The following is a 26,988-nucleotide window of genomic DNA, read 5'->3' as shown; positions in this document are numbered from 1 at the left end:
CACTACAGCCATTACTGGCTCGCAAGGTAATATTCGATATCGGTATTATCACGCAGTACGCTGATCACACCAGACAAGTCCTGCTGGGTGCCGATACGGGAAAGCTGAGCGCCAATCTGATCCTGATACTGCTCATTCACTTTCGCTTCCACTTTGTTCAGCTCAACCACCACGACGTTGCCATCAAAATCTGTGGTCTGCGAGTAAGTCACAGCATCCTGCTCTGGCTTAGGCATCGCATAAACCGTTTCAGCCAGTGGTGAACTACGATCAATCATCTCAAGCTCGCCAAACGCCAGGTTATGCTCTTGCAGCAGAGATTTGTCACCCTGTTTCAGTGCATCAACCAGATTCGTGGCCAGCTCTTCGGCCTGCTCCTGACCTTTTTGCTTAGACAGTTCAGCAACAACCTGATCTTTTACTTCATCCAGTGGCAGAACCACCTGCGGACGCGCTTCTTCAACACGAACCACAACCACATGTTCAGGAGCGACTTCAATCACTTCTGAGTTCAGGCCGTCTTCTTTCACTTCCGGAGAGTCAATCGCCTGAATCACGCTTGGGTTATTCAGCACTGATGGCAGATCCTGCTCAGAGACAAAATCGGTCTTTTCGATTTTGGCTGACACTGCTTTGGCGGCGTCATCAAGTGAATCCGGCGATTCAAAAGCTACTTTCTGCAGCTCAGTTTGCAGTTCGTAGTAACGATCAATTGCCTGCTGGTCGGTCAGCTCAGTTTTGATCTGCTCAGCCACTTCCTCATAAGGTTTGGCAACCGGAGCTTTCAGCTCATCAAGCTTGATGATGTGGTAACCAAAGTCAGATTTGACCAGACCAGACACATCACCGGCTTTTTGCAGGGCAAATGCCGCAGCATCAAATGCCGGGTCCATCGTGTCACGTTCGATCCAACCCAGTGAACCACCGTCCTGTGCGCTGCCGATGTCTTCCGATTTTTCTTGTGCCAGTGTCGCGAAATCTGCACCGCCATTCAGCTCGTCAAGAATCGCCTGCGCTTTTTTCTCATCGTCGCCCTGAATCAGGATGTGGCTGACTTTACGCTGTTCTGCCGAAGAGTACTTGTCGAGGTGCTCCTGGTAGTACTGTTTGGCCTGCTCGTCGCTGACCGCCAAATCGCTCTTGAGCTGCTCGGCAGAAAGTTCGATATACGCCAGTTTTACCTGCTCCGGACGAGTGTAGTTATCCGGATTCTCTTTGTAGTACTGGGTAATCTCGTCATCCGTCAGTTTCACGTTTTTAGAAAACTCCTGCGGAGACAGGGTAATGGTGCGGATGTCACGCGTTTGAGCAACCAGTTCACCTTGCGCAGTGACTTCACCCTGCAGGGTAAATTCGCTGCCCTGCAGCGCAGAAACCAGCTGGTTACGCACCATGTCGCGGCGCAGATACTCAGCAAACGAATCCGGTGAGAAGCCAGCACGACGTAACGCAGACTGGTAAATATCCTGGTCAAATTTGCCTTCGTTTTGGAACTGAGGCATGTCCAGAATCGCCTGACGTACCTGGTCATCACTCACGCGCAGACCCAGAGATTCAGCATGCTGCTCAAGCAGCAGGTCGTTAACCATGCGATCCAGGACAGATTTACGGAATGATGCGACGTACGACGGGTCCGCCAGCAGGTTGGAGAAGTAATCACCCAACTGCGACTGCATACGGTTACGTTCGTTTTGGTAAGCTTGTTCAAATTCGCCGCGCGCAATCTCGGTTCCGCCGACTTTGGCTGCTGCATTATTGCTGCCGCTAATCAGGTAGTTACCTACCCCTGCGAAGATAAAAGAAAGGATGATTAATCCAAGGATAATTTTTACCGCGATGCTGTTCACGCCTTCGCGTAATCGATCCATCATAGTTTTACTGCTCTCCGGGTTTGAAGTGACACACTTCAGCCAAAAATTGAATAGCGCGATAATATCAGAAAAAGAAATGCGCATCAGTATGATGCGCATAATTTCAAAAGGTTCGAATTAATTTTGCCTCTAAACGGCCAAAATCATTCTATTTGATTAAAAACTGATGGGTCGCAACCGATGAACCGATTAGTTGCAAGCGTCTTTCAACGCTTTACCAGCTTTGAACGCAGGTACTTTAGCTTCTGCGATTTGGATTTCTTCACCTGTTTTAGGGTTACGGCCAGTGCGAGCTGCACGAGTGCGAACTGCGAATGTACCAAAGCCAACCAAAGCCACCTGATCACCTGATTGAAGAGTGTCACTAACTGCGTCGATGAATGCGTCTAGTGCGCGACCAGCTGAAGCTTTTGAGATATCAGCATTTGCTGCAATTTGTTCTACTAATTGTGTTTTATTCACTGTGAATTCCCCTTCGGCCACCAATTATTATTTTGTTCGGTGCCTATTTCGTTCCATTAATGTAAAAACTGGCCTAAAGCCTTGTTACAACTGGGCTCAAGACTTAGTGAGTAACGTTAGCGCCCAAAAAAAACGCTGACAAGCCTTTTTAGACCTATCAGCGTAAACTTTTACTTATTTTTGCTGCACATCACTCTTTTTTAGCGCCAAACTCGACACCAGTCGGGTCATTTTCCAGCGCTACCTGCAGCACTTCATCAATCCAGCGCACAGGAATCACCTCAAGATCTGCGATGACGTTTTCCGGAATCTCTTCCAGGTCGCGCTCGTTATCTTTAGGAATCAGCACAGTTTTAATACCACCACGGTGAGCAGCCAGCAGTTTTTCTTTCAGGCCGCCGATAGGCAGTACTTCACCACGCAGAGTGATTTCACCCGTCATCGCCACTTCCGCTTTCACCGGATTACCGGTCAGGCTGGAAACCAGCGCAGTGCACATCGCCGTACCCGCGCTCGGGCCATCTTTCGGGGTCGCACCTTCAGGGACGTGAACGTGAATATCACGCTTCTCGTAAAAATCAGGATTGATACCCAGTTTGTCAGCACGTGAGCGAACCACGGTCATGGCTGCCTGGATAGACTCCTGCATCACATCGCCCAGCGAACCGGTCTGCGTCAACTTGCCCTTACCCGGCATTGACTGCGCTTCAATCGTCAGCAGATCGCCGCCAACTTCAGTCCAGGCCAGACCAGTCACCTGACCCACACGGTTGAATTCATCCGCTTTACCGTAGTCAAAACGCTGTACGCCCAGGAATTCCTTCAGGTTTTCCTGATTCACCACCACTTGCTTGGTACCGCCGTTCAGCAGAATCTTCTTCACTGCCTTACGACAGATTTTCGAGATTTCGCGTTCCAGGTTACGCACGCCCGCTTCACGGGTGTAGTAACGAATCACACCAATGATGGCTGAATCTTCAATCTCGATTTCACCGGCTTTGAGGCCGTTACGCTCAATCTGTTTGTTAACCAGGTGGCGCTTGGCGATGTTGAGTTTTTCATCTTCGGTATAACCCGACAAACGAATCACTTCCATACGGTCCAAAAGCGGGCCTGGAATGTTCATTGAGTTGGACGTTGCCACAAACATGACGTCCGACAAATCGTAATCCACTTCCAGGTAATGGTCGTTGAACGAGTTGTTCTGTTCCGGATCCAGTACTTCCAGCAGAGCTGACGCCGGATCGCCTCGCATGTCGGATGCCATCTTGTCGATTTCATCCAGCAGGAACAGCGGGTTTTTAACCCCGACTTTCGACATTTTTTGGATCAATTTACCCGGCAGTGAGCCGATATAGGTACGGCGGTGACCGCGGATTTCCGCTTCGTCACGCACGCCACCCAGCGCCATACGCACATACTTACGCCCCGTCGCCGATGCAATAGAACGCCCCAACGACGTCTTACCGACACCCGGAGGACCAACCAGACACAGAATCGGACCTTTCAGCTTATTGATTCGGCTCTGCACGGCGAGGTACTCAAGGATGCGTTCTTTCACGCGATCCAGACCATAGTGGTCTGCATTAAGGATCTCTTCCGCTTTGGTCAGGTCTTTTTTCACTTTGGAACGTTTGTTCCAAGGCACGCTGACCATCCAGTCGATATAACTGCGTACCACGGTCGCTTCGGCTGACATCGGCGACATCATTTTCAGCTTTTGCAGTTCCTGCTCGGTCTTCTCGCGTGCCTCTTTAGGCATCTTCGCGTCTTCGATTTTCTTCTGCAGAGCTTCAAACTCATCCGGCGCGTCATCCATCTCGCCGAGTTCTTTCTGAATCGCTTTCATTTGCTCATTCAGGTAGTACTCGCGCTGAGATTTTTCCATCTGCTTTTTAACTCGGCCACGGATGCGTTTCTCAACCTGAAGCAGGTCGATTTCTGACTCCATCTGACCCATCAAAAATTCCAGACGTTCCGACACGTCCAGAATTTCCAATACTTTCTGCTTGTCGACCAGTTTAAGTGGCATATGCGCAGCGATAGTATCAGCAAGGCGAGCGGCCTCATCGATACCATTCAGTGACGTCAGCACTTCCGGCGGAATCTTTTTATTGAGCTTGATAAAGCCTTCGAACTGATTGATCGCACTGCGAACAATCACTTCCTGCTCTTTTTCATCAAGTTCTGGTGTCAGCAAGTACTCGGCGTCTGCCGAGAAGAACTCGCCTTCATGAAATTGGTGAATTTTAGCGCGCTGCTGACCTTCCACTAACACCTTCACGGTACCGTCAGGTAGCTTCAACAACTGAAGAATGGTGGCAACCGTGCCGACTTCGAACAGATCGGCGATTTTAGGTTCGTCAGTCTCCGGTTGCTTTTGAGCGACCAGAAGAACCTGCTTGTTGTTATCCATTGCCTCTTCCAGGCACTGAATCGATTTTTCGCGACCAACAAACAGAGGAATCACCATATGTGGATAGACCACCACATCGCGCAGAGGTAGTACTGGGATCTCGATACGCTCGGAACGTTCCAAGTTCATATTTTTCTCTCTTCTGCTTTCTATATATCGCAGTATATGGGGGCTAACTGACTGGATTCAATGACAGAATAAAAAAAAGGAGGTAATAATTACCTCCTTTTTCTCATTTAGTGACGGGATTTACTCTGCGCCGGCAGCCTGGCTTTCACTACCAGAGTAGATCAGCAGCGGGTCAGACTCGCCGTTGATCACAGACTCATCAATCACCACCTTCTCAACTTCGTTCATCGAAGGCAGTTCATACATGGTCTCCAGCAGCACGTTCTCAAGGATAGAACGCAGGCCACGTGCACCGGTTTTACGTTTCATTGCGCGAGCGGCAATGGCACGCAGTGCATCTTCACGGAATTCCAGGTCCACGTTTTCAAGCTCAAACAACGCCGAGTACTGTTTAGTCAGTGCGTTCTTAGGCTCTGACAGGATCTGAATCAGCGCTTCTTCATCCAGTTCAGTCAGCGTCGCCGTAACTGGCAGACGACCGATGAATTCAGGAATCAGACCGTATTTCACCAAATCTTCCGGTTCAACCTGAGTGAAAAGTTCACCCACGGATTTGCTTTGATCTTTCGAACGGACTTCTGCGCCAAAACCGATACCGGTACCGGTTGCCACACGTTGTTCAATCACTTTATCCAGGCCAGCGAATGCACCGCCACAGATAAACAGGATCTTAGACGTGTCTACTTGCAGAAACTCTTGTTGCGGGTGCTTACGACCGCCTTGTGGCGGAACGGAAGCGACGGTCCCCTCAACCAGTTTCAGCAGCGCCTGCTGCACACCTTCACCAGATACATCACGGGTGATAGATGGGTTTTCAGCTTTACGTGAAATCTTATCGATTTCATCGATGTAGACGATACCACGCTCTGCTTTCGCAACGTCGTAGTCACACTTCTGCAGCAGTTTCTGGATGATGTTTTCAACATCTTCACCCACATAACCTGCTTCAGTCAGCGTCGTAGCATCTGCCATCGTGAACGGTACATCAAGGAAACGAGCCAGCGTTTCAGCCAGTAGAGTCTTACCACTACCGGTCGGACCGATCAGCAGAATGTTACTCTTGCCCAGCTCTACGCCTTCACTTGTTGTATCACCGTTACGTAAACGCTTGTAGTGGTTATATACTGCAACCGCGAGCACTTTTTTAGCGTGTTCCTGGCCAATCACATAGTCGTCCAGATGTTCACGAATTTGACGTGGCGTAGGAAGCGCCGACGACTCTTTCTTAGGCAGAACATCTTTAATTTCTTCACGGATAATATCGTTACATAAGTCGACACATTCGTCACAAATGTAAACAGAAGGACCTGCGATTAGCTTGCGAACTTCGTGCTGGCTTTTGCCACAGAAAGAGCAGTACAGCAGTTTACTACTACCACCCTCTTTGCTTTTGTCTGTCATTCGCTAACCTCTTAGCCTTTACTCTCTATGGTTTGAGTGTATAACAATTTGAACCAAATTGCGTTAAACAATTCCCAGAACTGTTACTCGCCACGATGGGTCAGAACTGCGTCCACCAGACCATAATCTACTGCCTGCTGGGCAGACATGAAATTGTCTCGGTCAGTATCACGTTCAACCACTTCCAAAGGCTGGCCGGTATGTTCTGCCAGCAAGTGGTTCAGCTTATTCTTAATGGTCAGGATTTCCTGAGCGTGGATCTGAATATCCGACGCCTGACCCTGGAAACCACCCAGTGGTTGGTGAATCATGACACGCGAGTTCGGTAACACGTAACGTTTACCTGGCGCACCGCCAGCTAACAGGAACGCCCCCATTGAACAAGCTTGACCAATACACAGTGTGCTCACGTTTGGCTTGATAAACTGCATGGTGTCATAGATCGACATACCCGCAGTTACACTGCCACCCGGAGAGTTAATGTAAAGGAAAATGTCTTTATCAGGGTTTTCAGATTCTAAGAAAAGCAGTTGAGCCACGACAAGGTTCGCCATGTGATCTTCTACTTGACCAGTTAAAAAAATCACGCGGTCTTTTAATAAGCGAGAATAGATGTCGTATGAGCGCTCACCACGAGAAGTTTGTTCGACCACCATGGGTACTAGCGCGTCAATGATTGGCGACATTGCATTTTTTTCTTGGTAGCTCATAGTCTTATGTCCCTAAAATAAATGGCCCGGATGATGGGCAATCACACGGACCATTGTTAGCAGAATAGTTAACGTCTCGTCAACCTTTCTACACGAGAACTTGCTTATTAAGCAGCAACTTGAGGGTTCATTAGCTCGTTGAAGCTAACTGCTTTCTCAGTTACGTTTGCTTTAGCAATGATTGCGTCGATTGCTTGCTCTTCTAGAGCAACGTTACGCATGTTGTCCATCATTTGTGGGTTTTGCTCGTAGTAAGCAATCACTTCTGAAGGATCTTCGTAAGCAGTCGCCATCTCTTCGATCAGCGCTTTCACTTTCTCTTCGTCTGCTTTCAGTTCTTCAGCTTTGATCACTTCACCCAGCAGAAGACCTACTACTACGCGACGTTTTGCCTGCTCTTCGAACAGTTCACGTGGCAGTTGGTTAGCCGCTTCAACGTTACCACCGAAGCGCTGCGCAGCTTGCTGACGCAGTACGTTGATTTCTTGATCAATCAGAGCAGAAGGAACGTCGATGTCGTTCTCTTTTACCAGACCTTCCAGAGCTTGATCTTTGATGCGAGCTTTGATCGCTTGCTTCAGTTCGCGATCCATGTTCTTACGAACTTCAGCTTTCAGTGCGTCAACGCCACCTTCAACCACACCGAACTTAGCAACGAATTCGTCGTTCAGTTCTGGCAGTTCCTGAGCTTCAACTTTGCTTACTTTGATTGCAAACTTAGCTGCTTTACCTTTCAGGTTTTCTGCGTGGTAATCTTCTGGGAAAGTCACGTCAATTTCGAATTCCATACCAGCAGTCTTACCTGCGATACCGTCTTCAAAACCTGGGATCATGCGGCCTGCGCCCATTTCCAGAGGGAAGTTTTCAGCTTTACCGCCTTCGAATTCAACGCCGTCAATAGAGCCAACGAAATCGATAGTTACGCGTTTGCCTTCTGCTGCTGCTTCGTCAACTTGAGTCCAAGAAGCTTGCTGCTTACGCAGAGTGTCCAGCATTTCAGTTACGTCTGCATCCGTGATTTCTGTAGTTGGTTTTTCTACAGTGATGTTTTCCAGGCCTTTCAGTTCAACTTCTGGGTAAACTTCGAAAGTCGCTGTAAATACTAGATCTTCGCCTTCATTGTTAGCTACTGGAGCAAACGTTGGTGCGCCCGCTGGGTTGATCTTTTCTTTTACGATCGCTTCGATGAAATGACGTTGCATAACTTCACCAAGAACGTCTTGACGTACTGCTTTACCGTACATCTTAGCAACCATCTTCATCGGCACTTTGCCTTTACGGAAACCATCGAAACGACGGTTTTTCGCGATGTTGCGTAGTTCAGCTGATACTGCATCTTCGATGTTAGCAGCAGGAACAGTAATATTAAGACGGCGCTCTAGGCCTTCTAGCGTTTCAACAGTAACTTGCATTGTTTATAAACCTCAAAACTGGCTCAGTATTCCTGAGCGTCATGAGCCAGAACCCGGTTCTGGCTGCATCCTTGTGTGGTACCCGTAAGAGCACTTAACTGTAATTATTGAGCATCGGTATTCAAGCGCTTGTGGCCTCAATACCGGACTAATGAGTGATATCTTTGCCGCAATGAGCAGCCAACGGTATCTCTGATTAGTCTCAGGACAAAAATTTAGACGCCGCATTCTACCGACCAGAAGTATGGCTGTCGAGCTAATCCCCGGTCAGAGAAAGGTCAATGTCTTAAAAAGTCAACTGAGTGCTAAAAAATCCATCAAACCAAAGTGTGATTGCCATGAAATGGGGACAATAAAGGCTTTTTCAAGGGAATCGAGGCTTTTTTTTCTGCAAAAGCCCAAAAAGAGATCTTGCTCTTGTTTTGTGCTCGCAATTTACCATCTTTTAAACCACTCGACAGCCAACTCCCAGTATCATGGAGGCCGGGCTTAAACACCACGCGGGACAACAGGATGTTATCGATTCGCCGACTCAGTATACTGTTTTTTATCGTATTTATTACGGTCACCGCGGTTTGCGCCCATTTGGCCTGGCGTTACCAGTATCAGAGCCTGCTCACCGAGCAGCAATCGGAGCTGGATAAGTTTTCCAGTCACATCGTCACCAAGCTGGACAAGTACGCTCACATCCCGCGTCTGCTGTCAAAAGACAAAGAGTTAATTGATGCCCTGCTCAATCCGCACAATACGGCTCAGCTCGAAATCACCAATCGCTATCTGGAGCAGGTCAACGACGTCATCCAGGCCGCAGACACCTACCTGCTTGACGCTTATGGCAATACTTTAACGGCCAGCAACTGGAACCTTGAACGCACCTTCATCGGACGTAACTTTGCCTGGCGTCCCTATTTTTATCAGGCCATTCAGGGCAACAGCAGCCAGTATTTCGCCCTGGGCTCCACCTCAGGTGAACGCGGTTACTACTACGCCTATCCTGTGGTATACGCGGCTGAAATTCTCGGTGTGGTGGTAGTGAAGATGGACTTATCAGCGATCGAAGAGAACTGGCAAAGCCGCAACAGCTATTTTGTCGCCACCGATGTCAATCAAGTGGTTTTCATGTCCAGCCAGCCTGACTGGCTGTTCAAAAGCGTCGCCACCCTCAATGAACAGACCCGCGATGCGATCCGCAACAGCCGTCAGTATCTCAATCAGCCCATCATTTCTCTTGGTCTGCAAGGCGATTTTTCTGCCGCGCAAAGTGAATGGAAAAACCCCAGCCAGGGCTGGATGAAAGGCGACTTTATCGTATCAAGCCGGCGCCTGACCTCACCACAACTGACCATCCATGTCCTGTCCCCCAAGATTGAGGTGTTCTGGGACGTATTCGGACTGATCATGATTTTAACCATGTTGTTTATCATTGTTTATCTGGCGCTGTTGCTTAATCAGCACCGTAAACAGCGTCAGCGCCAGATTGACCAGTTGCAGCTCGAAGCAAAACAGAAGCTTGAGTTCCAGGTCATGGAGCGGACTGCTGAACTGCATGCCGAAATCCGGGAACGGATTAAGACCGAAGACGCCCTGCGTCAGACTCAGAATGAGCTGATCCAGGCTGCGAAACTAGCCGTCCTCGGCCAGATGTCGGCCAGCATCAGTCATGAACTGAACAATCCGCTGGCGGCGATTCGCAGTTTTGCCGACAACGGACGCCGCTTTCTCGCCGGCGGCAAACCGGAGCGTACCGATGAAAATCTGACCCGCATTTCCGCTCTGACCGAACGTATGGCCAAGATCAGCGAACAACTCAAATCGTTCGCGCGTAAAAGCAGCAGTGAAGAACGGGCTGACGCTCAATTACAACCGATTGTGGTTTACGCCAAAGAGCTGATGCAGGCCCAGTTTAAGTCGCAAGGTGTTAAATTTGAGGTCAGCACGCCACCGCAACCGGTCTGGGTCAGTATCAACCCGATACAACTCGAGCAGGTGCTGATTAATCTACTGACTAATGCAATGCAGGCTGTGGCAGATCAGGCGCAACGACAGGTTCATCTCACCTTAACCCGGGATAATCAGCGGGCCTATATCCATGTTGACGACAATGGCCCGGGCATCAGTGAAGACAAACGAGCTCAGCTGTTTGAGCCCTTTTTCACCACAAAGCAGAATGGTCTCGGACTCGGGCTGTCTATCTCACAACAGATTGTCCAGAGTATGGACGGTGAACTCGATGTCAGCACCGCGCCGCTTGGGGGTGCCCGGTTTACGATTCGTCTTCCGATCATTGCACCCCGTCAGCCAAGCCTGACCCCCTCTGCTGATTCAATACCACAAGTAACTACCCAAGGAAGTCAGGATGTGTGACGTATTTTTCATCGATGACGAAACCGACATTCGTATCGCTATCGAACAGAGCTTTGAACTGGCGGATATTGAAGCGCGCTATTTTGCCAGCGCAGAAGAAGCATTACTGGCAATAAAACAAGGGGAAATGCCCCTGGTTGTGGTCACCGATATCTGCCTGCCGGGGCTGAGCGGCCAGAACTTGCTGACCTCGATTCATCATCAGGATCCGGATGTGCCGGTGATCCTGATTACCGGCCACGGTGATATCTCAATGGCTGTTCAGGCCATGCACGACGGTGCCTACGATTTTATTGAAAAACCGTTTTCTCCTGAAAGGCTGATTGAAACCGTCAACCGGGCGATAGATAAACGCAAACTGACCTTAGAAAACCAGCAACTTAAACGCAGCCTGAAAGCGAGCCAGACCCTGGGGCCGCGCATTATCGGTGATACCGACAGTATCCAGTCCCTGCGTGATACCATCGCCACCGTCGCCGACACCGATGCCGACATTCTGCTGTTTGGCGAAACCGGTACCGGTAAGGAACTGATTGCCCGTTCACTGCATGAGCAGAGTTCACGCCGAGAGCAAAACTTTGTCGCGGTCAACTGCGGGGCGGTGCCGGAAAATCTGATTGAGAGTGAATTATACGGCCATGAAAAAGGCGCGTTCACCGGCGCTGACAACAAACGAATCGGTAAATTTGAACACGCCCAGGGCGGTACTCTGTTCCTGGATGAAATCGAATCAATGCCGATGCAGGCGCAAATTCGCTTGCTGCGGGTGCTACAGGAACGGGTGATTGAACGGGTTGGCTCCAACGAATTGATCCCGCTAAATTTTCGTGTCATTGCTGCGACCAAGGTCGATCTTAAACAAGCGGCGATGGAAGGTTCGTTCCGCCAGGATCTCTATTACCGTCTCAATATCGTCACCCTCGATCTGCCACCGTTGCGCGAGCGTAAAGAGGATATTGCGACCCTGTTCCACCACTTTTTACTGGTGGCAGCCGCGCGTTATGGTAAAGCGGCGACTGCGCTCAATGCCCAGGATCTGCAAACTTTGATGAACCATGACTGGCCGGGCAACGTGCGCGAACTGCGTAACGTTGCCGAACGCTTTGTGCTACTTGGTAAACTGGCGCAATTGGATGATGCTCCGGTCGTCAGTAGCTCCGGCAGCCTGGCCGACCAGGTGGCAGAATTTGAAAAAGTTGCGATCGAAAAGGCGCTGATTGAAAGTAACGGCAGTATTAAGCTCACCATGGAACAACTCAATATTCCGCGTAAGACGCTGTACGACAAAATGCAGAAATATCGTATCGACAAAGATAACTTTAAAAACTGAGTCGCCTACTTCACCCTGTCGGTGAGAGGTTATACTTAACCTATCGGGGTCCTAGGATCCGCAGCCACCGGTACGCCGTCATGAAAAAGTTACCTCTGGGTTATATTACCGATACAGTTCTGCATGACGGTGTCTATTACCCGGAAAAACGCTTTCATCGTGAACGCCGCACTCATCTCCAGAAATGGCGCTTTTACGAACGCAGAAAAATGCCCGGAAGCAGACGCCATCCGGGCAAAGTCATCGACGAAATCATCTGATTTGAAATTACTTCGTCAGGATTTCCGGCCCCATCAGTGTGGTTGGCAGCCAGGTAGAAACCCAAGGCACATAAGTGACGATGATAAGGAACAGGAACATCACCGCAACCCAAGGCAGGGCAGCTTTGACGACCCGCATCATCGACATTTTCGCTACCCCGGCGGTCACGAACAGGTTGAGACCAACCGGAGGGGTAATCATACCGATCTCCATGTTAACCACCATGATGATACCAAGATGAATCGGGTCAATGCCCAACGCCATCGCAATCGGGAACACCAGCGGCGCGACGATAATCAGCAGACCTGACGGCTCCATGAACTGACCACCAATCAGCAGCAGAACGTTGACCACGATCAGGAAGGTGATGGGTCCGAGACCGGCGGACAGCATCGACTCAGTAATCATTTGCGGTACACGTTCTTCGGTCAGCACGTGTTTCAGAATCAATGCGTTGGCAATGATAAACAGCAGCATAATGGTCAGTTTGCCCGCATCATACAGCGTCGCTTTGGTGTCTTTGTGCACCAAAGCCTGAAACACCTTGATCAGCGCCGGTTTAGTGTTGGTTTTATCGGCAAACGGGCCCATATCGCAGTAAACAAAGTTCGCAATCAAGAAGGCGTAAACGGCGGCCACGGCGGCGGCTTCAGTCGGAGTAAAGATACCGCCGTAAATACCACCCAGGATAATAACCACCAGCAATAATCCCCAGCTGGCATCTTTAGCTGCCGCGAAGGCTTCGCTCCAGCCAACAAAAGGCTGCTTAGGCAGGTTCTTTACCCGGGCTGTAATATAAATGGCGATGATCAACATCAGTCCTGCCAGCAAACCGGGGATCACGCCCCCCAGGAACATACGTCCCACAGACACATTGGTTGCCGCAGAGTAGACCACCATCACAATCGACGGCGGGATCAGAATCCCTAACGTACCGGCGTTACAAATCACCCCGGCAGCAAACTCTTTGCTGTAGCCGTTTTTGACCATACCAGCGATAACAATACTACCGATAGCCACCACGGTGGCCGGTGATGAACCGGACAGCGCCGCGAACATCATACACGCCACAACAGAAGCGACCGCCAGACCACCACGGAACCAGCCGACCATCGCAATCGCAAAGCGAATGATACGTTTCGCCACACCACCGGTAGACATAAAACTGGAGGCCAGAATAAAGAAAGGGATCGCCAGCAGTGTGTAGTGACCTTCAAACGCATTAAACAGAGTCTGTGCCACCGAAGCCAGCGAAGCTTCTGAATGCCACATCAAAAACAGAATACTGGATAAACCCAGTGACACAGCAATCGGCACGCCCACCAGCATGAAGCCAATCACCATGATAAAAAGCATAAGAATAGCCATGGCTTACTTCTCCTTACCGTTCGCGTCAGGCTTGGTGCCCATCACATCACCCGCATCTTTCAGCTCTTCTTTCAGCGCTTCCAGCTCCTCTTCCGCTTCATGACCGGCAATCAGACGATCCAGTTTTCCGGTCAGGATTTGATAGGCGATTTGCAGAAAACGGAAAGTCATCAATGCCATCCCCAATGGCAGGGCCATATAAGGAATGAAACGCGGCATTTTTTCGTAACGTTCACCCTCGTTGAACCAGTCAGCCAGGAACTGCAGCATGTCGGGCATCGGAATATCATCGGTTTCATACCAGGCGCGTTCGCTGATAAACGGATACCAGTAATTCCAGGAGCCAATCAGCAACAAAATAGAGAAAGCGAGACAGCAGGCAACCGAGAACAGAGCCAGCAGTTTACGCCCCCCTTCCGGTGCCAGGTTGATCACCACATCAACCCCGATATGGAAATGTTTCTTCACGCCGTAAGAAGCACCAACCAGAACCATCCAGGCGAACATGAATACGGTCAGCTCAAGCGCCCACAGAATGTTGTCGTTAAAAAGATAACGTAAAATAACGTTGACGAAAGTCAGCAGAGTCATGGCACCCAGGAAGAAGGCGATCAAGGTTTCCTCCGCCTTATCCGTCCATTGACCTACTTTTGCAAAGAAGGACTGTTGCATAAGATACATCGCTCTGATAATTGAGTATGGCGGGCAAATGGCCCCGGCGCATTCCCGGGGCCGCTTGCTTTACTTCTGATTTGACGCCAGGGCAGCGTCAATCAGGTCCGAACCAATATCTTTTTCAAACTTCTTCCAGACCGGTTTCAGAGCGTCAACCCACTGCTCACGCTGTTCCGGAGTCAGCTCACGCACCACACCGCCTGCTTCAACGATGTACTGCTTGTTCTGCTCTTCCACGCGGTTAGATTCAGCGTTACGGGTTTGAGTCACTTCCTGAAGGATAGTAGCGAACTGATCACGTACGTCTGCTGGCAGACCATCCCACCATTTGGTTGAGGTCACCACCAGGTAATCAAGAATACCGTGGTTAGTTTCAGTGATACCGTCCTGTACCTCGAAGTACTTCTGGCCATAGGTGTTTGACCAAGTATTTTCCTGACCATCGATAACTTTGGTTTGCAGGCCGCCATACACTTCAGCAAACGACATTTTCTGCGGGTTAGCGCCCAGCTGTTCAAACTGAGCCACCAGCACATCCGATGCCTGAACACGGAACTTGAGACCTTTCGCATCTCCAGGCACCAGCAGCGGTTTGTTCGCAGAAATTTGTTTCATGCCGTTGTGCCAGAATTCCAGACCTTTCACGCCACGACGGTTCATCGCATTTTTCAGCGCTTCACCCGACTCAGAGTTCTGGAAACGGTCTACGGCATCAACATCATCAAAAAGGAAAGGGAGATCGAACAAACGGAACTTTTTGGTGAATTTTTCAAACTTCGACAGTGAAGGTGCGGCCAATTGAACATCGCCATTGAGCAGCGCTTCCAGCACTTTGTCATCATCGTACAGAGTCGAGTTAGGGAACACCTGCATACAGGCTTTACCATTCATCTCTTCGTTAACGCGTTTTTCCAGCAGCGAAGCAGCGATGCCTTTCGGGTGTTTATCGGTGTTGGTCACGTGACTGAACTTGATCACGATTTCACCCGGATCACAGTTTGCGGCAGCGTTGAAGCTGGTGACAGCAAGAATAGAGGCAGTTAACAGAGTAAGAGGCTTGAACATTATAATTCTCCTTAGTTTCATTTATCAGCCCCATCTATGGGTGCTGGTTATTCACTAAGGAGCAATTAGCAGGCCAATATGCTACATTTTATTAACATTACTTATTTTACAAACAGTTACACTCTGTTACCTGATTTTTAACAATGACTAAGCCGCTGAAAGTCAGTACAAATGGGTGGAATCTGACCCATAGAAAAATAGTGGTTGGGTCATTTTCCATCCATATCCTTATCCCTGCGGATATCGGCTATTCAGGCTATTGACGTTCGACTAAAAAGTATCAACATTCTACGTGCCGACAACGACCAAGATGATAACCATTTGAAAAATTATGCTAAACAGGACAAAGCGGGGAAATATGAGGGAATGAGGGAAACGTTAATAGTGCCGAGAGTGAAGAGGTAAGTGCACTCTCCGTCCGGGTCGCAAGCCTGACCCGGCAACACCCCATAATTAACCCAAGTCTCCCCCGAGTACCTGAGTCATTGATTGGAGAGTGCACTTAAACTGGCGGGCTGGTATCACAGCACCAGCCGGTTAAAAATGAATGCGCTGCTCAGTCGCAGCGTCGAAAAACACGGCCTTTGACAAATCAAAATGCAAAGTCGCCGTTTGTCCAGGTTTGACCTGATACTCAGGTGACAAGCGACACGCCACCTCTTCATCATTCACTTTAACCATAGCAATAATATCCGGCCCTGTCGGCTCAAGTACTTCGAGCAGCAGTTCAAGTCCGGTCGATGTTTGCTCATCCTTACCCGGCTGCTCAGTGATATGCTCCGGGCGTACGCCGATGACAATTGAGCGGCCAGCTTGCTCACGCAGCGCCGCTGGCAGCTTGATTTCATGCTCTCGGGCATCACTGCCACGCACTTTAATCACTGGCTGCTGCTCACTGTTCCGTTCCACCAGAGTATGAATAAAATTCATCGAGGGTGAGCCCATAAAGCCGGCAACAAACATGTTGTTCGGATGATTGTAAATCTCCTGCGGCGTTCCTAACTGCTGCAACTCGCCATCTTTCATTACCGCAATTCTGTCCGCCAGCGTCATGGCTTCTATCTGATCGTGGGTCACATAAACAATGGTTGTTTTTAACTGCTGGTGCAGACGCTTAATCTGATGACGCATATCCACTCGCAGTTTCGCATCCAGATTCGACAAAGGCTCGTCGAACAGATACAGCTTAGGCCGACGTGCCAATGCGCGTCCCATCGCTACCCTTTGGCGCTGACCACCGGATAATTGCGATGGTTTACGCTCCAGAAGATGGCTGATTTGCAGCATTTCGGCGACTCGATTCACTTCCGCATCGATCGCCTCTTTGGCCATTTTGCGGATCTTCAAACCGAAAGCAATATTATCGCGCACCGTCATATTTGGATACAATGCGTACGATTGAAATACCATTGCGATGTCACGATCTTTGGGTTCAACATTGGAGACATCTACGCCATCAATCACAATTTCACCTGAGGTAATATTCTCCAGACCCGCGATGGTATTCATCAACGTTGACTTACCACAACCGGATGGGCCAACCAGAATCAAAAACTCACCGGACTCGATACTGATATCAATTCCCTTCAGGGTTTCCTGTTCCGCATTGCGATACGTTTTGCGAATCTGTTTTAAATCTAATGCTGCCATGCGGATTATCCTTTTACTGATCCTGCGGTCAGACCGCGTACAAAATACTTCCCGGCCAGCACGTACACCAGCAGCGTCGGCAACGCTGCAATGATGGCGGCGGCCATATCTACGTTATATTCCTTCACTCCGGTACTGGTGTTGACCAGGTTATTCAGAGCAACGGTAATCGGCTGTGTATCGGAGCCGGAATACACCACACCAAACAAGAAATCATTCCAGATGGCGGTGAACTGCCAAATAATGGTGACCATGATGATCGGGGTTGAAATCGGCAGTAAGATGCGGAAAAAGATGGTAAAGAACCCTGCGCCATCCAGTTTGGCCGCTTTGACCAGTTCATCCGGCACCGCAATATAGAAATTACGGAAAAACAAGGTGGTAAAAGCCATCCCATAAATCACATGCACGATGACCAGCCCCGTGGTGGTGTTCGCCAGACCAAGCTTGCCCAGCACCGCCGCCATCGGCAGCAGGATCACCTGAAACGGGATAAAACAACCAAACAGTAGCAGGCTGAAAAACAGGTTAGAGCCGCGGAATTGCCACTTCGTTACCACATAGCCATTGAATGCGCCCAGCAGGGTCGAAATCAGCACGGCCGGGATCACCATCTGAAACGAGTTCCAGAAATAACCTTTAATGCCGTCACAACTAACACCGGTACAGGCGCTGTCCCAGGCTTTTAGCCAGGCATCCATCACCCACTCCTGAGGCAATGAAATCAGGTTCCCGGCACGAATATCCGGCAAGGATTTGAATGACGTCAGCACCATCACCAGCAGCGGCATCAGATACATCAGACAAAATGCCAGCAGTAACGCATAGATTCCTAAACGGGCGAAATTCATTGAACGGTTCATGATTTTTTCTCCCTTAATTCGGAATAAAGGTATGGCACCAGAATGGCGAGAATACCGCCCAGCATCATCATCGCACTGGCCGCACCCAGGCCAATCTGACCACGGGTAAAGGAGTGCGCATACATAAACAGCGCAGGCAAATCGGAAGAATAACCAGGGCCACCGGCCGTCATAGCGGTCACCAGATCAAAGCTTTTGATGGCGATGTGCGAGGTAATGATCACCGCACTGAAAAAGACCGGGCGCAGACACGGCAGCACAATTTTCCAGTAAATGACCGGCAGACTGGCACCATCAATTTGCGCCGCTTTGATAATCGAGGCATCGATACCACGCAAGCCGGCCAGAAACATGGCCATTACAAAACCGGAGGATTGCCACACTGCCGCGATCACCAGGGTGTAAACCGCCATGTCTGAATCCACCAGCCAGTCAAACTGAAATCCGGTAAACCCCCAGTCATGCATCAGTTTTTCAAGCCCGAGCCCCGGGTTAAGAATCCATTTCCAGGCGGTACCGGTCACGATAAAAGAGAGCGCCATCGGATAGAGATAAATGGTGCGAATCGCTCCTTCCTGACGGATATTCTGATCAAGAAAGATGGCCAGAAAAACGCCGAGTACGATGGCAATCAGCATAAACAGCAGACCAAATATTCCCAGATTAGTAATCGAGGTCAGCCAGCGATCGTTGTCCATCAGTTTGCTGTACTGAGTGAAACCGACAAAATTAAAACTGGGTAAAAATCGGGAGTTGGTCAGTGACAGCGCGGCGGTCCAGAAAATAAATCCATAAATACACACCAAAGTAACCACTATGGTGGGTGACAGGACGATTTTCGGCAGCCAGTGCTGCAGTCTGTCGGCAAAGCTTCGCTTTGGCGCAGAATAAGTCGTTGGACGCTTCAAAACATGCTCCATAACTTTCCTTGTAAGAAAACAGCTTGTGACAAGACAGAGCGCAGATGCTCTCTGTCTTGCACAATTCAACAGTAACGGTTGGAGATTGAAGCAGCACTTACATGGCTGCTTTCACAGCCTTAGCCAGTTTCTGCGCCGCCTGTTTTGGATCGGCATCGCGGTCATTGAAGAAGTTAGTCACGACGTCAAAGATGGCACCCTGAGCATAGCTGGTGGTCGACATACCGTGCGCCATACTCGGCACCAGCCCACCATCTGTAGACGATGACTTGAACTCTTTCATTGAGTCCATCGCGCACTGGTCGAATTTCGCCATGTCCATATCCGTACGGACCGGAATTGAGCCTTTATTGAGGTTAAAGACTTCCTGGAACTGAGGTGAAATGATGGTTTTGGCCAGGGCTTTCTGTGCTTTGATGTTTTCTGCATCTTTCAGCTCAAAGAAAGCAAAGCTGTCCACGTTATAAGTAAATTCCCCTTGCGTGCCCAGAGCAGGGAAGCACAGGTAGTCCTGACCAGGCACCTTACCCGCTGCGGTAAATTCGCCTTTCGCCCAGTCGCCCATGATCTGCATCGCAGCATCACCATTGATCACCATAGAAGTCGCAACGTTCCAGTCTCGGCCTGGTGAGTTGTCATCGATATAGTTGTGCAGTTTTTTGAATTGAGTGAACACCTGAACCATCTTATCGCCGGATAAGGTATCCATATCCAGATCAACGAAAGCTTTCACATAGTCTTGCGGTCCGAGCACATCCAGAGCAACCGCTTCAAATACAGTCGCGTCCTGCCACGGTTGACCACCGTGCGCCAGAGGGATGAAACCAGCCGCCTTGATTTTGTCTGCTGCAGCAAAGAATTCATCCAGATTGGTCGGCACTTTCGCTCCCGCTTTCTTGAACACTTCCGGGTTGGCCCACATCCAGTTCACACGGTGCACGTTGACCGGTACTGCCACGTACTCGCCGTCATACTTCATCACCTGGTTGATCATCGGCGGAATGATGTCATCCCAGTGCCCGTCGGCAGCCACATCATTCAGATTGGTCAGAAAACCCAGCCCTGCCCATTCCTGAATATCATGACCTTTAATTTGCGCCGCTGATGGCGGATTCCCGGACACCGCGCGGGTTTTCAGTACCGTCATGGCACTTTCACCACCACCACCGGCTACAGCAAAATCTTTCCAGGTGTGGCCTTCTTGCTCCATCAGCTGTTTCAAAACGGCGACGGATTTCGCTTCACCACCGGATGTCCACCAGTGAAGTACTTCGACTTCACCAGCCTGAGCCAGTGACGTTGCGGATAGCAGAGAGAGAGTCAGTAGAGTTTTGGTTAGTTTCATTCTGGTTATCTTCCATGTTTGGATTTGGCTGTCGGCGCTTAAAGCGCTCTACAACCAGCATAGATAACTCTAAAACTTTGTCTGCAACATATAGTAACAACAAGGTAACATATGAGTTACATTAAACATCAATGTTAGGGGGAACAAAGACTTGCACTAATAGGCCACCCTGCAGCGAGTTGGCAATAATGAGATCTCCGCCGTGTCCGTGCAAAATGTTACGGCATATCCCCAGCCCTAAACCATGCCCCTCTTCATCATCAGCCAGACGAAAATAGGGTTCAAAAACCGCTTCCAGTTTGTCAGCCGGAATACCGGGCCCCTGATCCTGCAAAGTGATGACGATCCACTGCGGCGTTTCCCTTAGCGTCACTGTCACTTCCTCACCATATTTCACCCCGTTATCAATCAGGTTACTAAGGACACGACGCATCGCGAGCGGTTTGACAATCAAAGGCTCCATCGTTACCGGAGTAAAATGGACCCGTTCCCGCTCAAAATTGTAGCCTTCCGCAATGATCTGAATCAGCTCGCTGAGATCAATGTAATCATTATTTTCATGCAATTCAGTATCACGTACACATTGCAAGGCGCCTTTGACCATCATCTCCAGTTCATCCAGATCACGATTAAATTTGGCGCGTTTAACATCGCTCTCCAGCAGCTCCGCGCGCAGTCGTAAACGGGTGATCGGGGTCTTTAAATCATGGGAAATGGCGGCAAAGAGATGCTCACGGTCAGCGACATAACGCCGGATACGCTGCTGCATCCGGTTGAAGGCGCGGGTCGCCATTACCAGCTCACTTGCTCCCTCTTCACGCAGCGGCCGCTGGGCGATATCCATACTGAGATCATTGGCCGCCCGGGCGAGATTTTTCAGCGGCCGGACCTGACGCCGCACCAAAAGATAAGTCAGCAGCAATAAAATCGTGGTAGACAGCAGCAGGAACAGCAGTTGCTCACGGCCGAGCAGATTATCATCCAGATTGACATAAGGTGCGGGCAACAAGGCTGCAATATACAGCCACTCATGGCTGGCCAGTTCAATCTGGACCACCATGACCGGCGGATTGAGCGGCTCCAGCGTCAGAGTGTGATGCGCCCAGGAACGAGGCAGATCATTTAGATAAATGTCATTTTTCAATAAGCGCAGGTGCTCGGGACGGGTAAAATCGACCCGAATCTCACCAACGTTGTTGAGCTTTTGCTGCAACACCTGACGCACAGCACTGACTGACGCCAGTTTAAAGCGGGTATTTTCAATCGGGTCAACGAGCAGCTGCTGCTTATTGAACGAAACAAAGAAGCGGGTGCCGCCCATATTGCGGATCTGGTCCAGCACGATATGACGGTAACGCACCGGTAAGGACTGGAAAAAGGTTACGGTCGAGGCAAACATACCGGCCATGCTGGAAGATGCCGAGCGTATCCCTTCCAGTTCATTTGATTTGGACTGGCTGTACCATATCGAGGTTGCCAGCCCTTGTGCCAGTAACACCGCCAACAACGTCAGCAGCAAGGTACGCGCCACCAGCGAGGTCGGCTTAATAAACTGCAATATCCGGCGGACAGACATCGTCAGTACTCAAAGCTGACCGGCACAGACAGAAGATAGCCATTGCCACGTAACGTTTTGATGTAGTTAGGGTATTTGGCGCTGTCCCCCAGCCGTTGCCGCAAACGGCTCAATTGGACATCAATACCGCGTTCAAATGGCAGGGCTTCCCGGCCCCGGGTCGCAAAAGAGATGGTGTCGCGATCCAGAACCTCATTGGCCCGGGACAGGAACAGCATCAGCAGAGCAAAATCGCTGCCCGATAATTCATGTTCCTCACCACTTTGCTGATGAGTCATACGATGCGATAAGGTATCGAGTCGCCAGTCACCAAAAGCGATGCGCTTGGGTAACGGATCGGCCGATTTATCTTCACTGACTTGGGCCCGGCGCAGCAGAGCTTTAATGCGTGCCATTAACTGACGCGGGCTGAAAGGTTTGGCGATGTAATCATCGGCGCCAATTTCCAGACCGATGATCTGGTCGGTTTCATCGGAGACTGCGGTCAGCATAATGATAGGCACATCGGAACTGCGCCGGATTTTCTGACATAAAGTGAAACCGTCATCCCCCGGCAACATGACATCGAGCAGCACCAGATCCGGATAACCGTGCTGCTCGATATGAGCGAGTAACGCCCGTCCATCGCATACTGTCGCGACCTGATAACCTGATTTACTCAGATACTCGTCCAAAAGCTCACAGATTTCGCGGTCATCATCCACGACAACAATACGTGTGCCTTCCATTGCTCACCTGTCTTGTACAAATTTTTAACAAGCAGTGTATCGGGACGGATAGCGAATGATTATCGATATTTAACGGAAATTTGATGCCGTTCTAAACCAAGATCACACTTTCAGCCGCTCATGATGAGCAGCTGATTTCCAGCTTCTTACCCCACTCCGGCGGCAGACGGGCGTAATCTTCATACTGCGGCTGATCCTCAAAAGGCGTCTTGAGAATTTCTGCCAGGCGGTGCACCTCACTAAAGTCTCCCTGCTCTGCCTTATCTATCGCCAGTTGCGCCAGATAATTACGCAAGATGTACTTCGGATTAACACGGCGCATCGCACTGCAGCGCTCACCAGAGCTGAGCGGTTGCCCTACTGCGTCCAGCTCTTGCTCACAACGGCTCAAATAACGCTGCAGCCAGATTTGTGCTGCCTCGCGATCGATAAACAGGTCCAGTACTGCCTGCTGAGCATCACGATCTAACTCAGATAACTGACGCATGAAGCGGGTGTAATCAACTTTGTGCTTTTCCAGTAGCCCGAACATGTCGTCAAACAGAGCGCCGTCATTCTCCAGTCTGCGATTGAGGCCAAGCTTGGCACGCATCAGCGCACTGAAATGGCCGTTAAGCTGGGTTTCGTAGGCACTCAGCGCCGCTTCCAGCTCCGAACGCTCAACCAGCGGCGACAAAGCCTGAGCCAGCGCAGACAGATTCCACAACGCCACTCGCGGCTGCTGATCAAACGCATAGCGGCCCTGGTAATCAGAATGGTTACAAATGAAATCCGACTGATAATCATCCAGGAAGGCAAACGGACCGTAATCGAAGGTCTGCCCCAGAATCGACATATTGTCGGTATTCATAACACCATGGGCAAAACCGACCGCCTGCCACTGGGCAATCATCTGCGCGTTGTGATCAACCACCTGATTGAATAGAGCGGCATAAGGGGCCGCTTCATCGGCACAATGCGGGAAATACCATTCAATCACTTTGTCGGCAAGCAGCCGTAGCTCTTCATGTTGGCCGGTGTAAAAGAAGTGTTCAAAGTGACCAAAGCGAATGTGGCTTTGGGCAACGCGCACCAACAGCGCGCCGCGCTCTTGTTTCTCGCGGTAAACCGGAGTGTCACTGTGCATTAGTGCCAAAGCCCGGGTCGTAGCAATCCCCAAACCCGCCATCGCTTCACTACACAAATACTCGCGAATTGATGAACGCAGAACCGCACGGCCATCCCCCATACGGGAATACGGCGTCAGACCGGCACCTTTAAGATGGATGTCAAATACCTCTCCTTGCCGGGAGCGCATTTCTGCCAACAGCAGGCCGCGGCCGTCACCGAGATCCGGGTTATATACCCCAAACTGGTGGCCGGCATATTTCATCGCCAGTGGTGCAAACGCTTCAGGCATTGCCTGTCCGGACAGAGCCTGGAGCAACTCATCGTTCGGTTGTGCTGGCAGGTCAAACTGCCTTGCCAGTTCTGCGTTCCAGGCGACCCAACCGACATTCAGCAGCGGTTGTGGCTCAACCGGGGTATAAAACACCTCAGGCATCGCCCGAAAACGGGTGGATAATGTGACGCTGTCCCAAACCGACATACTTGTTCTCTCATTGACTGTTTGGGTAAAACGTTAGCAAATACCCGACTGCAATACTAGGTTTTACGAGACGACCAGCACTGAGCGGCAAAATTTAACTGCGCAAGGACTAGCTTGCGCTCACTCGCACGGCGGGCACTTCGCTCTGCGGCAAACCGGATGTCAGGAGCAACTCAATCGGGTCACAGTGCACACTTGCCTGTTGGTACTAAAAACCAACAGGCCCGCGGCAATACTGCTGCGGGCCAGTTTCTGTCTGCCAGCCGTGTGGCCATAGGGCGCTATGCAATCATTGGTCTGCAAACGTGATAATTACACCACACTGAACACGGCAACAATCGCAAAGAGGGAGAACAGAATGGTTCTGCCTACCACACCTAACACGCTGGGTTGAATCATTTCTTGATGCATTTTATCTCCCTTTGAATGTGACAACCTAATGACAATATGATGAAATTTTGCGCTGTTCTCAAGCATTTTAGATATTAAATTTTTGTTACATCCATTGTGATAAAAGGCGTCGACCGCGATCATTACGGTCTATTCTTGAAAGTGAATCTGCGTCAGATATATAGCCAGCAGCCTGTTCATTTATTGATTAAAGGTGTCCGTATGTTATCGATCTTTGATATTTTCAAAATTGGGGTTGGTCCTTCCAGCTCGCATACCAATGGCCCGATGATCGCCGGCCATCACTTTCTCAGCCTGCTCACTCCGCAACAGCGGGTGAAACGAGTGCAAATTGATTTGTACGGTTCGCTGTCATTAACCGGCAAGGGTCACCACACTGATAAAGCCGTTATTCTTGGCTTGCTGGGTAATCAGCCAGACACCATAAAAATGACCAGTGCCAACAATGCGTTGCAACGCGCGCTTGACGAAGGGGTTCTTCTGCTCGGTGGCCAGCACGAAATAGGCTTTGATTACGCTGGTGATTTGCTCTTTCATACCAGCAACCTGCCGCTGCATGAAAACGGCATGACTCTGACCGCATTCGACTCTCACGGCCAGCCGATAGGCTTTGAAACCTACTACTCTATCGGGGGCGGATTTATCGCGACAGCCGACGAACTCGAACATGGCACCAAGACACCTAAAGTCCTGGTCGATTATCCGTTTGACTCCGCCGAAGCCCTGCTTAAAAAAGCGGAACGGCATGGTTTGAGTCTGGGCGGGCTGGTGCTGCGCAATGAACTGGCTTTCCATACCCAAAAAGAAATTGATGACCGCACCGATCAGATCTGGAAAGTCATGTCGCTTTGCATGCAACGGGGATTTGAGACCGAAGGCATCCTTGATGGCGGCCTGAATGTGACGCGTCGTGCGCCGGCTCTGCTCAAAAAGCTCGAGGCGAATGCCAAAATTGAAAACGACCCGATGGAGATCATGGACTGGATAAACCTGTACGCCTTTGCGGTCAGTGAAGAAAATGCCGCCGGTGGCCAGGTCGTCACCTCCCCCACCAATGGCGCAGCAGGCGTCATTCCGGCAGTACTGATGTACTATCACCGCTTTATCCGCCCGCTTGATAGCAAACAGCTGAAAGACTTTCTTGCGGTGGCCGGTGCCATCGGCATCCTGTACAAAACCAATGCCTCTATTTCCGGTGCCGAGGTAGGCTGCCAGGGTGAAATCGGCGTTTCATCCTCGATGGCTGCTGCCGGTCTGACATCCCTGCGCGGCGGCAGTAACGAACAAATGTGCATTGCGGCAGAAATCGCGATGGAGCACTCGCTTGGCATGACCTGTGATCCGATTGGCGGCCTGGTGCAGGTACCCTGTATCGAACGCAATGCGATGGGCGCGATGAAAGCCATCAATGCCTCGCGCATGGCGCTCAAACGTACCAGTAAATGTTTAATCTCATTGGATAAAGTGATTGATACCATGTACCAGACCGGCAAAGACATGAATAAGAAATACCGTGAAACCTCCCTTGGTGGCCTGGCATTAATTCATCTCGCACCGCCATGTGAGTGAAACGCTTAAACAGATTTATAGGATGACGCTCTGCCAGGATGATTGAGAATTTTCTCAATCGCCTGGCGCTGCACGATCCATTGATAGCTGAGCGATAGAACACAAATCTCATAAGCCCAGGCCAGATAAGCAACCGGACCAATCAACACAGCCACCGCGACATGGTCAAAACTAGCACTGACCAACAGCAGAGCCAGCAGCGCTGGCAGCAAGCCGATTAAGACAAACAGAGCACCGCGATACTGACGAGAGACCTGCCAGGCAAAATATAAACCATACTCTTTATCCTCAACCGCCGTGGCGGGAATGGCCAGCCCCCAGCGCGAAATCACCCAGGCCAGCGGAACCATCAGCATCAGCTCTGAGCCAAGTTGTAACCACAGCACCTCGCTTTGCGTCAGCATACCAGCCAGTAAACAGATCAGCCCCACCAGCATGATGACCAGCACATAGCCCAGAATACGAACTTCGGGCTTCGCGCTCAGAACCACATTCTCCGGCTGCGCTTGCGACTGACGCATTAAAATAGCCCGGTGCCAGCGTACCGTGGCCCAGACCAACACCGCAATAAACACCGTTATGTTGAGCAGCGTTGCCAACAGGCCGTCATCAGACTGAAAATACCACACTCGCAGCGCCGTTAGCATGCTCACTAATAAACAAGGCCAGGAAAGACATAACAGCAGACGCCATTGCCGTTTCATCAGCGTTGCCGAGCTGACTAACATATAAAGAATAGGAAGGTGGTCATTTTTCATGTCAGGTTCCCTGAACGTACCTGTATAAACTATGACTCACATCGCCTTAGTTTACACTTCAAGCTAAGTGACCTTATTCAAGATTATATAACCAGTAAGTAATATATTACTTACTA

At 50.2% G+C, this 26,988-nt stretch carries 21 protein-coding genes; 4 read left to right on the top strand and 17 right to left on the bottom strand.

Annotated features, from left to right (window positions below):
- Positions 1-11: 11 nt before the first annotated feature.
- The 6 genes from ppiD to tig form a co-directional block, all read right to left on the bottom strand.
- Complete coding sequence (ppiD, locus tag J0X00_RS17160; protein WP_282477298.1) at positions 12-1,871, bottom strand: peptidylprolyl isomerase; 1,860 nt, start codon at positions 1,869-1,871, stop codon at positions 12-14.
- A gap of 189 nt (positions 1,872-2,060) precedes the next feature.
- Positions 2,061-2,333 carry an HU family DNA-binding protein gene (locus tag J0X00_RS17155; protein WP_136484255.1) on the bottom strand — a complete coding sequence of 91 codons (273 nt, stop codon included), beginning with the start codon at positions 2,331-2,333 and terminating at the stop codon, positions 2,061-2,063.
- 190 nt (positions 2,334-2,523) lie between these two features.
- Positions 2,524-4,878 carry an endopeptidase La gene (lon, locus tag J0X00_RS17150; RefSeq protein ID WP_282477297.1) on the bottom strand — a complete coding sequence of 785 codons (2,355 nt, stop codon included), beginning with the start codon at positions 4,876-4,878 and terminating at the stop codon, positions 2,524-2,526.
- A 120-nt stretch (positions 4,879-4,998) separates the two neighbouring features.
- Positions 4,999-6,279: an ATP-dependent protease ATP-binding subunit ClpX gene (gene clpX / locus J0X00_RS17145; RefSeq protein WP_136484257.1), complete on the bottom strand. Its 1,281-nt coding sequence runs from the start codon at positions 6,277-6,279 to the stop codon at positions 4,999-5,001.
- 83 nt (positions 6,280-6,362) lie between these two features.
- Positions 6,363-6,989 (bottom strand): ATP-dependent Clp endopeptidase proteolytic subunit ClpP, encoded by a 627-nt coding sequence (clpP, locus tag J0X00_RS17140; protein WP_136484258.1) that lies wholly within the window; start codon positions 6,987-6,989, stop codon positions 6,363-6,365.
- Positions 6,990-7,096: 107 nt separating this feature from the next.
- Positions 7,097-8,401 carry a trigger factor gene (tig, locus tag J0X00_RS17135; protein ID WP_136484259.1) on the bottom strand — a complete coding sequence of 435 codons (1,305 nt, stop codon included), beginning with the start codon at positions 8,399-8,401 and terminating at the stop codon, positions 7,097-7,099.
- Positions 8,402-8,914: 513 nt separating this feature from the next.
- On the opposite strand from tig, the gene J0X00_RS17130 reads away from it, so the two are divergent.
- The 3 genes from J0X00_RS17130 (at position 8,915) to J0X00_RS17120 (ending at position 12,355) form a co-directional block, all read left to right on the top strand.
- Positions 8,915-10,765, top strand: a complete 1,851-nt coding sequence (locus J0X00_RS17130; RefSeq protein ID WP_136484260.1) for a sensor histidine kinase — start codon at positions 8,915-8,917, stop codon at positions 10,763-10,765.
- Positions 10,758-12,095, top strand: coding sequence for a sigma-54 dependent transcriptional regulator (locus J0X00_RS17125; protein WP_282477296.1), 1,338 nt, complete (start codon positions 10,758-10,760; stop codon positions 12,093-12,095). Before J0X00_RS17130 ends, J0X00_RS17125 begins: the two co-directional genes overlap by 8 nt.
- Positions 12,096-12,175: 80 nt before the next feature.
- The gene (locus J0X00_RS17120; protein ID WP_136484262.1) at positions 12,176-12,355 is read left to right on the top strand and encodes a hypothetical protein; all 180 of its coding nucleotides are present in this window, start codon (positions 12,176-12,178) and stop codon (positions 12,353-12,355) included.
- A gap of 7 nt (positions 12,356-12,362) precedes the next feature.
- On the opposite strand, the gene J0X00_RS17115 is transcribed toward J0X00_RS17120, so the two are convergent.
- From J0X00_RS17115 to J0X00_RS17070, 10 genes are all read right to left on the bottom strand, one after another.
- Complete coding sequence (locus J0X00_RS17115; RefSeq protein WP_218563305.1) at positions 12,363-13,724, bottom strand: TRAP transporter large permease; 1,362 nt, start codon at positions 13,722-13,724, stop codon at positions 12,363-12,365.
- Positions 13,725-13,727: 3 nt separating this feature from the next.
- The gene (locus J0X00_RS17110; RefSeq protein ID WP_136484264.1) at positions 13,728-14,396 is read right to left on the bottom strand and encodes a TRAP transporter small permease; all 669 of its coding nucleotides are present in this window, start codon (positions 14,394-14,396) and stop codon (positions 13,728-13,730) included.
- Positions 14,397-14,465: 69 nt separating this feature from the next.
- Positions 14,466-15,464: a DctP family TRAP transporter solute-binding subunit gene (locus tag J0X00_RS17105; RefSeq protein ID WP_136484265.1), complete on the bottom strand. Its 999-nt coding sequence runs from the start codon at positions 15,462-15,464 to the stop codon at positions 14,466-14,468.
- Positions 15,465-16,001: 537 nt separating this feature from the next.
- On the bottom strand, positions 16,002-17,114 hold the full coding sequence (ugpC, locus tag J0X00_RS17100) for a sn-glycerol-3-phosphate ABC transporter ATP-binding protein UgpC (protein ID WP_282477295.1): 1,113 nt from the start codon (positions 17,112-17,114) through the stop codon (positions 16,002-16,004).
- 5 nt (positions 17,115-17,119) lie between these two features.
- Positions 17,120-17,977 carry a carbohydrate ABC transporter permease gene (locus tag J0X00_RS17095; RefSeq protein WP_136484267.1) on the bottom strand — a complete coding sequence of 286 codons (858 nt, stop codon included), beginning with the start codon at positions 17,975-17,977 and terminating at the stop codon, positions 17,120-17,122.
- A complete protein-coding gene (locus tag J0X00_RS17090; RefSeq protein WP_136484268.1) occupies positions 17,974-18,897 on the bottom strand; it encodes a sugar ABC transporter permease in 924 nt (307 codons plus the stop codon). Before J0X00_RS17090 ends, J0X00_RS17095 begins: the two co-directional genes overlap by 4 nt.
- 97 nt (positions 18,898-18,994) lie before the next feature.
- Positions 18,995-20,242 carry an ABC transporter substrate-binding protein gene (locus J0X00_RS17085; RefSeq protein WP_282477294.1) on the bottom strand — a complete coding sequence of 416 codons (1,248 nt, stop codon included), beginning with the start codon at positions 20,240-20,242 and terminating at the stop codon, positions 18,995-18,997.
- A gap of 121 nt (positions 20,243-20,363) precedes the next feature.
- The gene (locus tag J0X00_RS17080) at positions 20,364-21,818 is read right to left on the bottom strand and encodes an ATP-binding protein (RefSeq protein ID WP_282477293.1); all 1,455 of its coding nucleotides are present in this window, start codon (positions 21,816-21,818) and stop codon (positions 20,364-20,366) included.
- A 2-nt stretch (positions 21,819-21,820) separates the two neighbouring features.
- The gene (locus J0X00_RS17075; protein ID WP_218563308.1) at positions 21,821-22,546 is read right to left on the bottom strand and encodes a response regulator transcription factor; all 726 of its coding nucleotides are present in this window, start codon (positions 22,544-22,546) and stop codon (positions 21,821-21,823) included.
- A gap of 118 nt (positions 22,547-22,664) precedes the next feature.
- On the bottom strand, positions 22,665-24,134 hold the full coding sequence (locus tag J0X00_RS17070; RefSeq protein WP_282477292.1) for a protein adenylyltransferase SelO: 1,470 nt from the start codon (positions 24,132-24,134) through the stop codon (positions 22,665-22,667).
- A 612-nt stretch (positions 24,135-24,746) separates the two neighbouring features.
- Between J0X00_RS17070 and J0X00_RS17065 the strand changes: the two genes are divergently transcribed.
- Positions 24,747-26,114, top strand: a complete 1,368-nt coding sequence (locus tag J0X00_RS17065; protein WP_282477291.1) for an L-serine ammonia-lyase — start codon at positions 24,747-24,749, stop codon at positions 26,112-26,114.
- A gap of 5 nt (positions 26,115-26,119) precedes the next feature.
- Here J0X00_RS17065 and J0X00_RS17060 read toward each other — a convergent pair whose 3' ends face one another.
- Complete coding sequence (locus J0X00_RS17060; protein WP_282477290.1) at positions 26,120-26,872, bottom strand: hypothetical protein; 753 nt, start codon at positions 26,870-26,872, stop codon at positions 26,120-26,122.
- Between the last annotated feature and the right edge of the window lie 116 nt (positions 26,873-26,988).

Source organism: Vibrio sp. ABG19, from assembly GCF_029962385.1.
Classification (GTDB): Bacteria; Pseudomonadota; Gammaproteobacteria; order Enterobacterales; family Vibrionaceae; genus Vibrio; species Vibrio ostreae.
The sequence above is the reverse complement of the archived record's forward strand: the minus strand, read 5'-3'. Positions and strand labels throughout refer to the sequence as shown.

What these genes read in the sequence shown, in the direction of transcription:
- clpP (WP_136484258.1), bottom strand. Translation starts at nt 6,989, where the DNA reads ATGAGCTACCAAGAAAAAAATGCAATGTCGCCAATCATTGACGCGCTA.
- J0X00_RS17080 (WP_282477293.1), bottom strand. Translation starts at nt 21,818, where the DNA reads ATGTCTGTCCGCCGGATATTGCAGTTTATTAAGCCGACCTCGCTGGTG.
- J0X00_RS17115 (WP_218563305.1), bottom strand. Translation starts at nt 13,724, where the DNA reads ATGGCTATTCTTATGCTTTTTATCATGGTGATTGGCTTCATGCTGGTG.
- J0X00_RS17120 (WP_136484262.1), top strand. Translation starts at nt 12,176, where the DNA reads ATGAAAAAGTTACCTCTGGGTTATATTACCGATACAGTTCTGCATGAC.
- ppiD (WP_282477298.1), bottom strand. Translation starts at nt 1,871, where the DNA reads ATGATGGATCGATTACGCGAAGGCGTGAACAGCATCGCGGTAAAAATT.
- clpX (WP_136484257.1), bottom strand. Translation starts at nt 6,279, where the DNA reads ATGACAGACAAAAGCAAAGAGGGTGGTAGTAGTAAACTGCTGTACTGC.
- tig (WP_136484259.1), bottom strand. Translation starts at nt 8,401, where the DNA reads ATGCAAGTTACTGTTGAAACGCTAGAAGGCCTAGAGCGCCGTCTTAAT.
- J0X00_RS17130 (WP_136484260.1), top strand. Translation starts at nt 8,915, where the DNA reads ATGTTATCGATTCGCCGACTCAGTATACTGTTTTTTATCGTATTTATT.
- ugpC (WP_282477295.1), bottom strand. Translation starts at nt 17,114, where the DNA reads ATGGCAGCATTAGATTTAAAACAGATTCGCAAAACGTATCGCAATGCG.
- J0X00_RS17105 (WP_136484265.1), bottom strand. Translation starts at nt 15,464, where the DNA reads ATGTTCAAGCCTCTTACTCTGTTAACTGCCTCTATTCTTGCTGTCACC.
- J0X00_RS17070 (WP_282477292.1), bottom strand. Translation starts at nt 24,134, where the DNA reads ATGTCGGTTTGGGACAGCGTCACATTATCCACCCGTTTTCGGGCGATG.
- J0X00_RS17110 (WP_136484264.1), bottom strand. Translation starts at nt 14,396, where the DNA reads ATGCAACAGTCCTTCTTTGCAAAAGTAGGTCAATGGACGGATAAGGCG.
- J0X00_RS17095 (WP_136484267.1), bottom strand. Translation starts at nt 17,977, where the DNA reads ATGAACCGTTCAATGAATTTCGCCCGTTTAGGAATCTATGCGTTACTG.
- J0X00_RS17090 (WP_136484268.1), bottom strand. Translation starts at nt 18,897, where the DNA reads ATGGAGCATGTTTTGAAGCGTCCAACGACTTATTCTGCGCCAAAGCGA.
- J0X00_RS17125 (WP_282477296.1), top strand. Translation starts at nt 10,758, where the DNA reads ATGTGTGACGTATTTTTCATCGATGACGAAACCGACATTCGTATCGCT.
- J0X00_RS17065 (WP_282477291.1), top strand. Translation starts at nt 24,747, where the DNA reads ATGTTATCGATCTTTGATATTTTCAAAATTGGGGTTGGTCCTTCCAGC.
- J0X00_RS17075 (WP_218563308.1), bottom strand. Translation starts at nt 22,546, where the DNA reads ATGGAAGGCACACGTATTGTTGTCGTGGATGATGACCGCGAAATCTGT.
- J0X00_RS17085 (WP_282477294.1), bottom strand. Translation starts at nt 20,242, where the DNA reads ATGAAACTAACCAAAACTCTACTGACTCTCTCTCTGCTATCCGCAACG.
- J0X00_RS17060 (WP_282477290.1), bottom strand. Translation starts at nt 26,872, where the DNA reads ATGAAAAATGACCACCTTCCTATTCTTTATATGTTAGTCAGCTCGGCA.
- lon (WP_282477297.1), bottom strand. Translation starts at nt 4,878, where the DNA reads ATGAACTTGGAACGTTCCGAGCGTATCGAGATCCCAGTACTACCTCTG.